Source organism: Moraxella sp., from assembly GCF_024227015.1.
Classification (GTDB): Bacteria; Pseudomonadota; Gammaproteobacteria; order Pseudomonadales; family Moraxellaceae; genus Moraxella.
The window spans coordinates 1-13,915 of record NZ_JAAELD010000137.1; the positions used below are offsets into that span (position 1 = coordinate 1).

General features: G+C 46.7%; 16 protein-coding genes. 3 read left to right on the forward strand and 13 right to left on the reverse strand.

The annotated features are described in order from the left end of the window. Positions 1-195: 195 nt before the first annotated feature. Positions 196-690, forward strand: a complete 495-nt coding sequence (locus GY683_RS02890; protein WP_297287314.1) for a Dps family protein — start codon at positions 196-198, stop codon at positions 688-690. Between the two features lie 48 nt (positions 691-738). On the opposite strand, the gene gloA is transcribed toward GY683_RS02890, so the two are convergent. From gloA to GY683_RS02945, 11 genes are all read right to left on the reverse strand, one after another. After that, the gene (gloA, locus tag GY683_RS02895) at positions 739-1,272 is read right to left on the reverse strand and encodes a lactoylglutathione lyase (RefSeq protein WP_297287315.1); all 534 of its coding nucleotides are present in this window, start codon (positions 1,270-1,272) and stop codon (positions 739-741) included. A gap of 22 nt (positions 1,273-1,294) precedes the next feature. After that, complete coding sequence (locus GY683_RS02900; RefSeq protein ID WP_297287316.1) at positions 1,295-1,918, reverse strand: carbonic anhydrase; 624 nt, start codon at positions 1,916-1,918, stop codon at positions 1,295-1,297. Between the two features lie 11 nt (positions 1,919-1,929). Then, positions 1,930-2,874, reverse strand: coding sequence for a hypothetical protein (locus GY683_RS02905; protein WP_297287317.1), 945 nt, complete (start codon positions 2,872-2,874; stop codon positions 1,930-1,932). Positions 2,875-2,925: 51 nt separating this feature from the next. Continuing rightward, entirely contained in the window at positions 2,926-4,041 is a 1,116-nt protein-coding gene (aroB, locus tag GY683_RS02910; protein WP_297287318.1) for a 3-dehydroquinate synthase, read from the reverse strand. Between the two features lie 25 nt (positions 4,042-4,066). Continuing rightward, on the reverse strand, positions 4,067-4,660 hold the full coding sequence (locus GY683_RS02915; protein WP_297287319.1) for a shikimate kinase: 594 nt from the start codon (positions 4,658-4,660) through the stop codon (positions 4,067-4,069). A gap of 89 nt (positions 4,661-4,749) precedes the next feature. Further along, positions 4,750-6,078 (reverse strand): type IV pilus secretin PilQ, encoded by a 1,329-nt coding sequence (locus GY683_RS02920; RefSeq protein ID WP_297287320.1) that lies wholly within the window; start codon positions 6,076-6,078, stop codon positions 4,750-4,752. 13 nt (positions 6,079-6,091) lie between these two features. Then, entirely contained in the window at positions 6,092-6,718 is a 627-nt protein-coding gene (locus GY683_RS02925) for a pilus assembly protein PilP (RefSeq protein WP_297287321.1), read from the reverse strand. Continuing rightward, on the reverse strand, positions 6,711-7,367 hold the full coding sequence (locus GY683_RS02930; protein ID WP_297287322.1) for a type 4a pilus biogenesis protein PilO: 657 nt from the start codon (positions 7,365-7,367) through the stop codon (positions 6,711-6,713). The genes GY683_RS02925 and GY683_RS02930 overlap by 8 nt, the downstream gene beginning before the upstream one ends. Next, a complete protein-coding gene (locus tag GY683_RS02935; protein WP_297287323.1) occupies positions 7,364-7,990 on the reverse strand; it encodes a PilN domain-containing protein in 627 nt (208 codons plus the stop codon). Before GY683_RS02935 ends, GY683_RS02930 begins: the two co-directional genes overlap by 4 nt. Next, positions 7,983-9,239 (reverse strand): pilus assembly protein PilM, encoded by a 1,257-nt coding sequence (pilM, locus tag GY683_RS02940; RefSeq protein ID WP_297287324.1) that lies wholly within the window; start codon positions 9,237-9,239, stop codon positions 7,983-7,985. Before pilM ends, GY683_RS02935 begins: the two co-directional genes overlap by 8 nt. Before the next feature lie 32 nt (positions 9,240-9,271). Further along, a complete protein-coding gene (locus GY683_RS02945; RefSeq protein ID WP_297287325.1) occupies positions 9,272-9,556 on the reverse strand; it encodes a hypothetical protein in 285 nt (94 codons plus the stop codon). A gap of 280 nt (positions 9,557-9,836) precedes the next feature. On the opposite strand from GY683_RS02945, the gene GY683_RS02950 reads away from it, so the two are divergent. Beyond that, the gene (locus GY683_RS02950; RefSeq protein WP_297287329.1) at positions 9,837-11,495 is read left to right on the forward strand and encodes an NAD+ synthase; all 1,659 of its coding nucleotides are present in this window, start codon (positions 9,837-9,839) and stop codon (positions 11,493-11,495) included. Positions 11,496-11,543: 48 nt separating this feature from the next. On the opposite strand, the gene GY683_RS02955 is transcribed toward GY683_RS02950, so the two are convergent. Next, on the reverse strand, positions 11,544-12,221 hold the full coding sequence (locus tag GY683_RS02955) for a YggS family pyridoxal phosphate-dependent enzyme (protein ID WP_297287326.1): 678 nt from the start codon (positions 12,219-12,221) through the stop codon (positions 11,544-11,546). A gap of 90 nt (positions 12,222-12,311) precedes the next feature. On the opposite strand from GY683_RS02955, the gene GY683_RS02960 reads away from it, so the two are divergent. Beyond that, on the forward strand, positions 12,312-13,346 hold the full coding sequence (locus GY683_RS02960; protein WP_297287327.1) for a type IV pilus twitching motility protein PilT: 1,035 nt from the start codon (positions 12,312-12,314) through the stop codon (positions 13,344-13,346). Positions 13,347-13,446: 100 nt separating this feature from the next. On the opposite strand, the gene fur is transcribed toward GY683_RS02960, so the two are convergent. Next, positions 13,447-13,881, reverse strand: a complete 435-nt coding sequence (gene fur, locus GY683_RS02965; RefSeq protein ID WP_297287328.1) for a ferric iron uptake transcriptional regulator — start codon at positions 13,879-13,881, stop codon at positions 13,447-13,449. Positions 13,882-13,915 lie beyond the last annotated feature (34 nt).

Consider the following 13,915-nt stretch of genomic DNA (forward strand, 5'->3'; position numbering starts at 1 on the left):
AAGATAGATTTGATGATGTTAAATGATGAAAATTTATACAGTTTCATCAGGTCATTTTAGAGGTTGTATTAATAAAATCAAAGTCGATGGTTGCGATAATCAATTTCTCATTATCGTAAGGTTTTGTTAGGATATATCCATCGATGAGACAACGCATCATCACTTCATTCATTAACTAAACAAAGGTAGAACATCATGGCTAAAAAAGCAGCAAGTAAAAAAACCACCACACAAATTGGTCTTGAGAAGGCAGAAGTTACCCCTGTCATCAAGGCGTTAAATAACCTACTATCAAGCTATCACGTTTTTTATATCAACGTGCGTGGTTACCACTGGAATGTTAAAGGTGAGCATTTCTTCACTCTACACCCAAAATTTGAAGAACTGTACACCGAGCTACAACTTCAAATTGACGAAATCGCCGAGCGTATTTTGACGCTAAGTGGCACACCACTACACGCATACAGCGACTTCACCAAAGCATCGAGCATCAAAGAAGACAAAGACGTCTTCGATGGTCGTGAGTGTGTGGCTGGCGTGGTAAAAGGCCTACAAGCTCTGATCGAAGAGCAGCGTAGCGTAGCTGAGCTTGCCGAAGAAGCCAGCGATCAAGGTTCTGTTGATCTGGTAACAGGCTATGTTCAAGAACAAGAAAAATTGGTGTGGATGTACAATGCCTTCTTAGGCTAAACCACTAGCCAATAAAATATCCCCAAATCTGGGGATATTTTTTATGAATTAGTATTTTAATTCAATGATTTCAATCCAATAACCGTCAGGATCTTTGATGAAAGCGATGTCTTTCATACTGCCATCTTCTGGACGCTTTTGGAACACCACGTTATTTTCATCGAACCATTTTACCGCATCTGCCAGATTCGGCACGCTAAAGCAAATATGTCCAAAGCCGCGCGGGTCGCTGTTGCCATTATGATAGCTAAATTCAGCATCATTCTCAGTGCCATAGTTATGGGTAAGCTCCAAGATGCTGCGCTGGCGAGACACATAAGCCGTCAAATTATCGATATTTGACAGATTATTACGCTCTTCTTTGGTCAGCTTGGCAAGAAAATATAAATCAAATTTCGCATCAGGGAATTGGCTGTGACGAAGCAGGGTCATGCCCAGCACACCTGTGTAAAATTCTAGCGACTTCACAGGATCTTTGATGCGAAGCATGGTGTGATTATAGACGAAACCTTCTGATTGCACAGGAATGTCTTTTACGCCATTGGCATTCAGCGCATTGGCAGGTTGTTTAATGATGCTCATCATTTTCCCCTTTGATATTAAGTTAATTAAAAAAATTCACACGGCCAGTTGCGACGTCATATTCTGCGCCAATGATGGTCAGACGCCCTGCGTTCACCATATCTTCTAAAATGCGCGAGCCGTGTTTTAGCTGACTGACCGACATGCGTACATTGGCGCGTACCGCACGGTCAATGAATTCATCCATGTCAATCTCGCCATCGCCTGCTGTTGCGATTTCGTGCAGATTATAGACGCTTGGACGGATACGATCGACGATGGATTGTAGGTTTGGCGAATAGTATTGATCAGGATTTGCCAAGGCCTCAACACACGCGGTCACGGCGCCGCAGTGGCTATGCCCCAAGACAACGACCAGCTGTGTACCGAATTTCTCAGCGGCAAATTCAATCGAGCCAATCTGACTTGGCGCAACCACATTACCTGCGACACGAATCACGAATAAATCACCAAGTCCTTGGTCAAAGATTAATTCTACCGGCACCCGCGCATCTGAGCAGCCTAGGATGATCGCATTCGGCTTCTGCTCTGCAACCAGCGTGGGCGGTGGGATACGAAGTGGCTCCGTACTGGCCAGATTCGCCACATAGCGCTCGTTGCCGACCTGCAGCATCTCAAGGACGATATTAGCATCTAAATTAGTCATGATAACTCCTTTTATTCACTGCCTGGTACTTTAGATGTGTTCACCATGGGTGTGGGCGCCTCTTTTGGTTCGCTTAGCGCTTCTTTCTCTGGTGCTTTAGGTGGTGGCGCAGCAGCAGATTCTTTCTCAGCTTTTTGTTGTGGTTTTGGCTGAGATTTTGGTTCATTTTGAGCATTCTCTTTAGGCGGTTTCACATCCGTAACGATGGTCACAGGCTCATCGATCGATGTTTGGATCTGCTGCACCTTCTCCGATACTTGTTCACGGCTCTTATTGGCAAGCTCCTCATCTGCTTGCGTGGCAGCCTGCACAGGAATCTCATTGCGCGTGGCGCGTAGTTTTACCTGTCTTGGCTGGCGACTTGATAGATCTCGCACCACCTCACCACGTTCATAATCATCGATAATATCAAGATAGCCTGACATTGACACTGCATTTGGCACGACACTGCCTGGCAAATCAAAATCCATCGCCTGATTTGCCGCGCGCGCCGCCTCCATGCTGTCGAATTTGCCGTATGTTAAGATATAGCGCGGATTTTGGTTGCTGTCGAGATAGCGAAAATATGCAAACTTATTGCGATCATTCGGACGACTGTCTAGATAATTGACGATGATTTCATTTTGGCTGACGTCCATCAGCTCAATGGCGTAATTTTTGCCATTGAAATAATTACGATCCTTAAACTCAGCAGGATAAGTACGCAAATCCATAACCAATGTCGAGAAGTCAATGGGTGGTACTTCTTTATCAAGCTCACCCAATGCATCTATGCGCGTTGGTAAATCAGCAACCACTTCTGCCGCCTGCTCATCCGTGGTGTCTTTGATGATTTTTGGCGCGCTACTGGCTAACCACAAAATAAACCAAGCAGCCAACATTGCCCCCGCCAAAGCAAGCCAATAAAGGGCCTGGCGGCGAAAATATCTTTCTTTCATCTCGGCGCTAATTGCCATGAGTTTACCTTTTTTATAAAATTTCGTGCTATTTTAACAAAATTTTTTAAATTATGCTAAATACTCATCGATGCCTTGTAGTACATTTGTTAATTGCACCATGTCAAAATCAGCCGTCACGAAGCCTTTGCCGATGCCATTTAGTAGCACTAAGCGTACTTTACCCGCCTGCACTTTTTTGTCATGCCCCATAAGATCAAGCGCGGTATCTACCTCGATGACAGGCGGTTTTGTTGGCAGATTAAATACCGCCAATAGCCTTGCCACACGGCTCACATCCTCTGTACTGACCAATCCCATCTTATGCGACATCGCCATTGCTTGCATCATGCCGGCCGCCACCGCTTCGCCATGCAGCCACACGCCATAGCCCTGATGCGTCTCGATGACATGTCCAAAGGTGTGGCCAAAGTTCAATAACGCACGGAGTCCTGACTCTCGCTCATCTGCAGCGACGACATTCGCCTTGAATTGACAGCAGCGATAGACCATCTCTGACAGTACCGCCCCATCACGCGCATTGATCGCCTCGGCGTTCTCCTCGAGCCAAGTCAGAAAATCAGCATCTAAGATGAGTGCGTACTTCACCACCTCAGCAAGTCCCGCTGCGAACTCTCTGGCGGGCAAGGTGTCAAAAGTCGTCATGTCAGCAAGCACAGCAACAGGCTGCCAAAATGCGCCGATCATGTTTTTGCCACGCGGGTGATTGATGCCAGTCTTGCCACCAACCGAAGAATCCACCTGCGCAAGAAGCGTTGTTGGCACTTGGATAAAGTTCACACCACGCATAAAGCTTGCTGCAGCAAAACCCACCATGTCCCCAATCACGCCGCCACCTAAGGCAATCAGCGTGCAATCACGAGCAAAATGATGCTCAAGCAGCACATCATAGATGCGATTAATGCTGTCTTGGTTTTTGTGGTGTTCGCCATCAGGTAGTACGCAGGTTGCGACATCAAAGCTTGCTGTCTTTAATGCACCTTCAAGCGCATCCAGATAAAATGGCGCAACTACGTCATTCGTCACAATCAGCACCTGTTTACCCTTAATAAAAGGAATGATCTGAGATGCCAAGTCCAGCTGTCCTGCGGGATTTTTTTGTCCAGCGAGAATAAAAATAGGATAATCGTGACTTTGGGTGTGTACAGTTAAAGTATGCATGGTCATAGTTACGGTATTGATTGATGAATGATTAGGCGTGTTCTTTGGCGTATTTTGCCAAAATTTCTAACAAATCTGCCACCATCTGCTTAGGGTAAGCGCGTCCTGTTGGTACGATGATGGTTGCAACTTCTTGATATAAAGGATGGCGTTTTTGGTATAAAGCTTCTAAAGTTGCGCGCGGATTGTCATTCTGCAGTAGCGGACGGTTTTTGTCTTTTTTTGTGCGAATCAGCTGTGTATCAACGCTCGCCTCAAGATAAATCACAAAGCCCTGCTGTAATAGCTTGCGATTCTCTTCGCACCCTACCGCGCCGCCGCCTGTCGCCATGACAATGTTTGGCATCGCGGTCAGCTCTTCAAGCGCGCGCGTCTCTCTATCACGAAACCCTTCTTCACCCTCTTTGGCAAAAATCCAAGGAATGTCAGCACCTGTCTGCGCCACGATATAATGATCACAATCGATGAATTCTCGTCCCAAGCGCTTGGCTAAGAGCTTGCCGATGGTTGTCTTGCCCGCCCCCATCGGCCCCACCAAGAAAATCGATGGCAGTAACTTGGCAAGTCCTTCGCTGGTTTTTTCGACCACCACATCCTCGATGATCGGATTATCTTCGTCGTACATGTCGCACTCTGGCATCAAAATCAAAATACCCTATAATACAAGGTTTGCGCCAATCTTGCCAGTATTTTGTGATGGATTGGCTAATTTTATTACTGCACCAATTTTGGGGTAACAAAAATCAAAAGCTCCTCTTTGGTATCGCTACGACTTTCTTTACGGAATAATTTTCCGACAACAGGCAAATCACCAAAAAACGGTACTTTGATCACGCCATTATTATTGGTCTGACGATAAATACCACCCAACACGACAGTCTGACCATCATCGACGATGACATTGGTCTCTAGGGCATCTTCTTGGATAGCAATCTCACCTAGGTTAGTGACAGGCGTGCCGTTTTTCACGTTTAATTTTAGGGTGATTTTACCATCTGGCGTGATGGTTGGTGTCGCCTCCAGTACAAGCGCCGCTTCTTTAAAGACCGTATTGGTCGCACCACTTGATGTTTCTTCTTGGTAGGCGATTTGCATACCCGATGAGATGCGCGCCGTTTGCTTGTCGGCGGTTAGCACCTTTGGTGTTGAGATAACTTCACCACGGCGATCAGCCTGCATGGCAGACAATTCCAAATCAAGCAATACGTCTGATATATTGATAAGACCAAATGCGATGCGACCTGCTGGATTCGCCACACCCAGATCAACCGCCAGATGATCGGGGCGTGTGATGTTAGTCGATCCATTATTTGACGACCTTAGGTGCCAGAGCGCGTTATGAGATCCGCCAACCTGCAAGCGATTACTGTTTGATAGCACTCCAAAGCTCACCCCAAGATCTCGGCTAAAGCCATCATTGGCACTCACGATCCTCGCCTCAATCATCACCTGCTGCACCGGCACATCAAGGCGCGACACCAATGCTAATATGTCATCGATATTCGGCTGGATGTCCTTGATAATGAGTGTATTAGTGCGTGTATCCATGTTCGCCACACCGCGATCTGACAGCATGGCGGCACTTGATGAAGCCTCAGACTTATGATGGATCAGTGATAAAATATCCTTGGCATCGGCATAATTGATGCGGATATATTCGGTCTGTAGTGGCAGATGCTGCTGGGACTGAATGCGCGCTTGGGCGCGGCGCTGGGAGATTTGCGTCAGTTCATCTGGGGATGAGATGGTGATGACACTATTATTCACAGTTTTGATGAGATGCTTGGTATCGACCACGATGTCGAGTGCCTGATCCCATGGGATATTATTTAACCTTAAGGTGATATTTCCTGTCACGCCATCGCTTGCCACGATATTTGCGCCGCCTGCATGCGCCAGAACATCGATAACGGCACGCACAGGCATGTCTTGAAATTCGACCGAGATACGCTCACCTTGATACTGCTGAGCTGGCGCAGATGTCGCATGAGCAGCGCCCACCATTGTGATTAGCATCAGCATTAATACAGGCCATTTTTTCATATCATTACTCATATCAAGGGTGAAATCTTAGACGATTAATGTGTTCATAATAACGACCATCTTCTTGCATGATCGCCTCTTTTAGGGTGATCTCATGACGGTCGATGTGAGTGATTCTGCCATGATTTTGCCCCAGATAATGCCCCACTTGCACAGGATACGCAACACCGTCAGGACTCAGCACGAGCGCACTCACTTGCCCACCTTGCTCAATGCGACCACGATAGCTAAGCGAATTCAGTGCATAACTTTCCAACACTTGACGCGGTCTAGATAGATCTATACTGACAGATTTACCGTATTTAATGGCAGGATTTGGGGTTTTAGTAGTATCTTCTTCGCTCTGCTCAATTGGCTTATCTTTATCATCTGCGTTCACTACCTTCGATTTATCTTGAGTTGTATCAGCAGATGCTGTGACAGTCACCAAGCCAGCAGGAGCGGCAAAAGGATCATTCACTGCATGATAATCCTCAATCAGTGGCGCATGATTCTCATTCATCGGGACGGGCGTTGGAATGGCGATTTGATGAATTTTATCAAGCTTGGCATCCACCTCATTAGTAACGGATGATTTTTGGCAACCCATCACACTCATGGCAAATACGCCCAAGCACACGCCTTTAACAAGCTTAGTCACTCGCCGCCTCCTTAGTCACATCAATGACCTTGGCGCGATAGGCTTTGGCATGTAGCGTCATTCGAAGCTTCGCCTGATTACCGCTTTGAGATAATTTTTCGATGTCAAAATCATGAAAGGTCAGTGCCACCGATAGCGATGAAATCTGGGAAAGTAGCCGACCCATCTCGTGATAACCACCTTCTGCCGTGATGGTCAGCCCCCTTTCAAAAAATAACTCTGATTCCACCTCGGACTGCGTCTTAACATCCACGATCTTAGTGCCTGTACGCATCGCCACCGCGTGTAGCTGCTCTACGATTAGCCCCATGTTCAGCGTTGTTGGCAAGACCTCAATGGTGGTTGCTAGATCACGATTGAGAATCTGGGTTTGATTTTCTATGGCACTTAGCTGCTGTGCTTTGGCGTATTTTTGGGCGTATTGACTGATGAGCGTCTGCTCATGCGTCATCATTGCACTGCGCTCAAGCTTAATAGGCTTGATGAGTAGCATCCAACCAAACACACCTATGAATAGAACACACAATGCCAGCAATAGCACCTTTAGCCATCTGGGTGCTGCGCCCAGATTATCCAAAGTCAAACCATTAAGCTCTCGCCAAGTCTGTGCGATGCGCTCTGACGATGAAGGTCTACGATGTCTATTCATGGTGCTCCCTCTTGATCATCTGTCATGTCTTGAGATACCGATGAGTCGTTTGGTGAGCTATCAGCGACTTGCTTAGAATCTAAAATCAACTTGGCGGAAATCACAAAATTAACTGCGCCATTTGGTGCATCTTGTAGGCCGACCACCATCACATCATCAAGCACACTCTGCACATCCGTACTGATGCTTTGGGAGAATCGACTTACATCAGCAGAGCTTCTAGACACGCCAGTCAGTGTCAGCATCTCCCCTGACAATGTTATACGCTCAAAGTACACTAAGCCTGCACTCGTACGCGCCAGATACTCAAAAAATCGCACAAGCGCCGCCCGATTGCCGTGCAGATCATTGATGATGGTAACTTTATCCAGCAGCGCTTTTTGCTCGTTTTCCAATGCAGCGATCTTCACAATATCCGCATCAAGCGCACTGATGCGATTTGCGATGTCGTCATTGATGGCCTTTTGGTGATTGAGCTTGCCTTTTTCATAGATGTACGCACCACCAACCAGCCCAGCGGACAATACAGTCACGAGAATTAATGCGCGACGAAATTGGTCATTCTTACGAATTCGGCGCAGCTCACGCCACGGCATGAGATTAATCTTGGGGATATTATTCATCTGGCACCCCATCGAATCCACGCATGGCAAGACCACAAGCCACCACCAGTCTGGACGATCCGCCCAATTCAGCTTGGCTTACACCACGACTAATGCTCATTCCTAGAAATGGATCTGCAAGATAAACAGGAACGCCTACAGCTTGTGATAATTGCGCTGCCAAATACTCATCTGATAAACCCGACAGAACAACGACATCCGCCTTGGTGTGAGCGGAAGATTCATAAGAAAGAAGCATTTTTTGCAGGTTAGCGACTTGTTCACTAACATCATGACAGGCGGGCGCTTCACCCAATGACTCTGTCAAATCAGCACCAGCATCTACAACCCCATCAAAACGAATTTCATAATCCGATGAATACGAATGGATATTACTGGAGTGATCGAAATCCAAAGACTTGCTTAATTGCTTGATAGGCGCATCAGCACTCTTAGTGGCATCCTGCCTATGCTGCGCCAAAAATTCATAAAAATCCATGCCCTCTACCGAGTCATTATCATTGATTGGGGTAATCTTAGAAGCATCTAATTCCACCTTGACGGCACGAATGTCATCAGCCGAACCCAAGGCGTGATTTAAGTATTCTTGTCGATAATGAAATCCTGAAAAGATACGATGCTGATCCATATGCGCTGCATAGACATAGGTTTTGCTATCATCAATATGAATAATCGCCACTTCACCTGATAAATCTGTAATCGCAGGCGTAAGACCCCGTGCCAAAGCATACTCATGCACGTCCACCACATCCACATCAAGCCCAGCCGCCGCGACAATCTCCACACACCTATCCACCATAGACGTACGCACCGCCACCAATAAGACAGACATCTCATGCCCATCATCACCCAACACCCAAAAATCAAAACTCACTTCACCCAAAGGATGCGGTATGTATTTATCAGCATCTAGGCGGATCAACAGATCAATATCATCATCAGACAGACCACTTGGCAAAGCTATGGTGCGGCTCATCACGGGTGTGTGCGCCGTTACCGAGACGCTGCCTTGGCTCACGCCCAATCTCATTAAAAGACGAGTCAGAGCTGACTGCACCGCCGCCACATCTTCAACATCTCCATCATAAGCTTGAACGCCGCATGCTTTTAGATGCCACTGATCTCGATAGCGCTCAAGCACCGCCGCCTGCACGGATGATGAACCAATCTCTATGCCGATTGTTGGGTGATGGGTGCGCCAAGGCAGGCGCCAATTTTTGAATAACTTAGCAAAGGAAGAATCAGACATTATAAGCATCCATGCTGTGTTGTATTTATTATTTAGTTGGGTCTTGCATGATCATCAGATGGCGTGCTCTTATTTTGAACACCATCAAGATATGCTAAGCGATGTTCGTCATTACAAAAGAACCTCTCAGCCGATCCATCCTGCTCCAATATCCCACGATAGGTGGCAAGCGCATGCCCGCAATGGTCGCAGGTGCGCACCGTTGTGTCGTCGCCTTCTTTGGCAAAAAATTCCTTAGGAGGCTTTGGGTACATGAATTTAAAAAATATCTTCATCACAATCAAAATGATGATGACATTTAAAATAAAAGCAAACATAAGCAATCCTAAATAACCAAAACAAATCGCTACTATACCACAAAACCCTCCCAAAAACGCCAAAAACACAATTATTGTGCTATACTAAGGTGTGCCGAGTATTTTTTGCTTAAAAAGCATGCACATTGGATGTTTTTTAGGCGGGCGCAATTCATTAAATTACAACACGAACATGAAGTTTGTAACGAACACGCCAGAATGGCGATTACATGAAATCATCATGAAATTATCATTTACAGGATTATAAAAAATGTCAAAAATCAAAACAGCTGATGGCGAAATGTCGCTACAAAGCACCGATACGCTACTAGGTACGATTACTTTTGCCATCATGCAGACCAATTTTTGGGTGGGTGACATCGCAGGCAACGTCAAAAAAATGAGCGCATTGGCACTAGACGCCAAAAGCAAAGGTGCAGATATCGTGATTTTCCCAGAGCTTGCGCTCATCGGTTACCCACCAGAAGATCTGCTGCTGCGCCCCACTCTGGCTGAACGCGTTAAAATCGCCATGGACGAACTTTCCAAAATCGAAGGCATTGTCATCATCCTAGGTTATCCTCACATCGATCAGCACGGCACATTCAACTCAGCCGCCATCCTACAAGGCGGTAGCCAAAAAGGCTTTTACCACAAGCAATGCCTGCCAAATTATGGCATCTTTGATGAGCATCGTTATTTTAATAAGGGTCGCAATCAAGTACTGTTCGATTATAAAGGTGCGACCATTGGACTGCTCATCTGCGAAGATATTTGGCACGATGCGCCAATTCGCACACTCAAAAAAGAAGGTGCTGACCTTGTTGTGGTGCTAAACGCTTCACCGTTCGAGGTGGGCAAGCAAATCGAGCGCAAAGAACTGCTAACTCGTCAATCCAAGACCCATGAATTACCAATCATCTACGCCAATACTGTCGGCGCACAGGATGATATCGTGTTCGATGGCGGCTCACTCATCGTACAGGCTGATGGCACGGTCGCCCATGAAGGCTCTAGATTCTTAAATCAGCTAATCATGGCGCAGTTCAATCCTAATACGAAAGTATTCGATGAGCAGCTCAAAGCGCCATTGGTTCTGTCTGAAGAATCTGAAATGTATCAAGCCTTAGTCGTGGGTCTGCGTGACTATGTGAACCGTTCGGGCTTTAAGGGTGTGATTATCGGTCTGTCGGGCGGTATTGATAGCGCCCTTACGCTGTGCTTGGCTGTCGATGCACTGGGCGCAGATAAGGTCTATGCCGTCATGATGCCGTACGAATACACGTCCAGCATGAGCTTAGAAGATGCCGCTGCCCAAGCTGCTAGACTTAATGTCTCATATACCGTTTGCCCAATTCACGATGCTGTCGAAGGCATGCGTGCCGCATTAGCACCACTACTGGCGAACAGTGCGCCCGACACCACTGAAGAAAACCTACAAGCTCGTGCTCGCGGCACCATTTTGATGGCGCTGTCTAACAAGTTTGGTCACATGGTGGTCAGCACAGGCAACAAATCTGAAAATGCGGTTGGCTATGCCACTTTATATGGTGACATGGTGGGCGGATTTGACATGTTAAAAGACGTGTACAAAACTGACGTTTATCGCCTTGCCAATTACCGCAACCGCCTAGAGGACAATCCTGTTATCCCAGAGCGCGTCATCACACGCGCACCATCTGCCGAGCTGCGTCCTGATCAGACCGACCAAGACAGCTTGCCAGATTATGAAATGCTAGATGCCATCCTTAAGATGTACATCGATGAGGATCTGGGCTACAAAGCAATCTGCGCGGCAGGCTACGAGCCGGCTGTGGTCGAAAAGGTTCTACGTATGGTTGATAACGCTGAGCATAAGCGCCGCCAAGGTGCGATCGGCACCAAAATCAGCAAAAAATCATTCGGTCGCGAACGTCGTTACCCACTCGTGAACGGTTGGTCGATTACTGGCGCATTCTAATCAATCCAACAAAAAACCCGTCTCTTGACGGGTTTTTTATGATTTATATTATTTAGAATAATCTCTTTCACCAAATAATGCCGTACCCACACGCACAATGGTCGATCCATGCGCAACCGCGTCCACCATATCACCACTCATCCCCATGCTAAGCATATCCCAATTGGGCAGATCGCGGGCACGTCTAACCTCGTCGAACAGCGCTCGAGTACGATTAAAAGCATCACTACCTTCTTTGGCGGGTATCACCATCAATCCACGCAAGACCAGTTTTGGCAAATCATGAATAACATCCACAAGTGCTAACACCTCATCAGGCTGCACACCAGACTTACTGTCCTCGTCATCAATATTCACCTGAATCAGCACATTCAAAGGCGCAAGATCACCGCGTTGGTCATTAAGTCGCTCAGCGATGATGGCGCGCTCAATGGTGTGCACCCAATCAAAATGCGTGGCAATATCTCGCGTCTTGTTGCGCTGGATGCTCCCGATATAATGCCAGGTGATGGACAGGTCGTTCAGCTCTTGTTGCTTGGCAAGTGCTTCTTGTAGATAATTTTCACCAAAATCACGCTGGCCCGCCTCATACAGGGTACGGATGTCAGCAGCAGGCTTGGTCTTAGACACCGCCAGCAGCCTTGCGCCATTATCTCGATTTGCCGATTGGTTGGCGGCATTTAGTCGTGCTAATACTTGCTCATAATTATGCTTAAGATCGTTCATTATTAATTCCGATGATTTTGCTTTTTTATTTGATAAGTTTATCATAAAATAATCATCAATTTACATCCAATTATTAAAATCTAAACACCTATGAACGCACCCACTTTGTCCACACTGCTCGCCTACGCCATACAATCTGGCGCATCAGACCTACACCTATCCACAGGCGAGACACCCTACCTGCGTATTGATGGCAGCATGACTTCGGTGAGCATGCCACCTTTATCACATGACGATATCATCGCCATGCTGGGTGTGCACATGAGCGATGATCAGCTAGAGCAATTAGCAGAACACAGAGAAATTGATTTTTCTTTTGAAATCAAAGAATTATCAAGATTCCGCGCGAATGTGTTTTTTCAAAATCGTGGCGTGGCGGCAGTTTTTCGCATCATCCCCAGCCAGATACCGACCATATCATCGCTGAATCTTAGCGATACCTTTAAGCAGTTATGCACCCTGCGACAAGGTCTAATTCTCGTCACAGGCGCAACAGGATCTGGTAAATCCACCACACTTGCCGCCATGATCGATCATATTAATGAGACACGCGCCGCACACGTTTTAACCATTGAAGACCCGATTGAGTTCATCCATCATTCTAAGCGCTCGCTCATCAATCAGCGCGAAGTGCATCGCGACACGCACAGCTTTGATCATGCGCTAAAGTCAGCCTTGCGTGAAGATCCTGACGTGATATTAATCGGAGAATTGCGTGATTTACAGAGTATTCGACTTGCACTGCGCGCTGCCGAGACAGGTCACTTGGTGCTGGCTACCTTGCACACCAATAGTGCTACTAAGGCGATCGATCGAATCATTGATGTCTTTGATTCACATGAGAAGAACATGATTCGCGCCATGCTGTCCGAGTCATTACAAGCCATCATCGCCCAGACGCTGATGCCCAAGGCAAATGGCGGACGCATCGCTGCGTACGAAATTATGATCGCCACACCCGCCATTAGAAACCTCATCCGCGAAAATAAAACCGCTCAAATGCGCTCAGCCATCCAAACAGGCGCAGCCGATGGCATGGTAAGCCTAGAACACAGCCTAAAACATCTCATTGAGCAAGGCCTAATCAGTATCGACGCCGCCAAAGCAATCGCCAAAGACATCTAACTCAGCTAACCGCCAAAAAAAACAGCTCGATATTATCAAGCTGTTTTTTATTACATATTGATGCTTTAGAATAAATCAAAATCACGCCAAGGGCGATGTTTTAATTCTCTAAAGTTTTTTGGCATTCTTCGTCGCTGCACACGCCGTGCAATACCAAAGAATGTGCTGACAGCTTAAAGCCATTCTCTTCTGCCACGCGGAACTGCTCATCTTCGATGACCTGATTATTAAATTCAACAATCTTGCCACACACATCACACACTAGATGGTCGTGATGATCTTCTTGAACGATCTCAAAGACCGACAAGTTATTCTCAAAGTTATGACGTTCAACAATGCCCGCCTGCTCAAACTGCGTCAATACACGATACACAGTCGCCAAGCCCACATCTTCGCCTTGAGATGCTAAGGCACGATACACATCTTCAGCACTCATGTGGTGATGCTCAGCTGTCTCAAGCAGCTCAAGAATCTTGATGCGTGGAAGTGTGACTTTAAGCCCTGCTTTTCGTAGATCTTTGTTGGTAAATGCCATAATCAAACCCTTTTAATGATTGATTTTATCAAAT

Excerpts from the sequence above, each read along its gene's own strand:
- pilM (WP_297287324.1), bottom strand. The coding sequence starts at position 9,239 with ATGTCTGATTCTTCCTTTGCTAAGTTATTCAAAAATTGGCGCCTGCCT.
- GY683_RS02890 (WP_297287314.1), top strand. The coding sequence starts at position 196 with ATGGCTAAAAAAGCAGCAAGTAAAAAAACCACCACACAAATTGGTCTT.
- aroB (WP_297287318.1), bottom strand. The coding sequence starts at position 4,041 with ATGACCATGCATACTTTAACTGTACACACCCAAAGTCACGATTATCCT.
- GY683_RS02900 (WP_297287316.1), bottom strand. The coding sequence starts at position 1,918 with ATGACTAATTTAGATGCTAATATCGTCCTTGAGATGCTGCAGGTCGGC.
- gloA (WP_297287315.1), bottom strand. The coding sequence starts at position 1,272 with ATGAGCATCATTAAACAACCTGCCAATGCGCTGAATGCCAATGGCGTA.
- GY683_RS02960 (WP_297287327.1), top strand. The coding sequence starts at position 12,312 with ATGAACGCACCCACTTTGTCCACACTGCTCGCCTACGCCATACAATCT.
- GY683_RS02915 (WP_297287319.1), bottom strand. The coding sequence starts at position 4,660 with ATGTACGACGAAGATAATCCGATCATCGAGGATGTGGTGGTCGAAAAA.
- GY683_RS02950 (WP_297287329.1), top strand. The coding sequence starts at position 9,837 with ATGTCGCTACAAAGCACCGATACGCTACTAGGTACGATTACTTTTGCC.
- GY683_RS02935 (WP_297287323.1), bottom strand. The coding sequence starts at position 7,990 with ATGAATAATATCCCCAAGATTAATCTCATGCCGTGGCGTGAGCTGCGC.
- GY683_RS02955 (WP_297287326.1), bottom strand. The coding sequence starts at position 12,221 with ATGAACGATCTTAAGCATAATTATGAGCAAGTATTAGCACGACTAAAT.
- GY683_RS02930 (WP_297287322.1), bottom strand. The coding sequence starts at position 7,367 with ATGAATAGACATCGTAGACCTTCATCGTCAGAGCGCATCGCACAGACT.
- fur (WP_297287328.1), bottom strand. The coding sequence starts at position 13,881 with ATGGCATTTACCAACAAAGATCTACGAAAAGCAGGGCTTAAAGTCACA.
- GY683_RS02905 (WP_297287317.1), bottom strand. The coding sequence starts at position 2,874 with ATGGCAATTAGCGCCGAGATGAAAGAAAGATATTTTCGCCGCCAGGCC.
- GY683_RS02920 (WP_297287320.1), bottom strand. The coding sequence starts at position 6,078 with ATGAAAAAATGGCCTGTATTAATGCTGATGCTAATCACAATGGTGGGC.
- GY683_RS02945 (WP_297287325.1), bottom strand. The coding sequence starts at position 9,556 with ATGTTTGCTTTTATTTTAAATGTCATCATCATTTTGATTGTGATGAAG.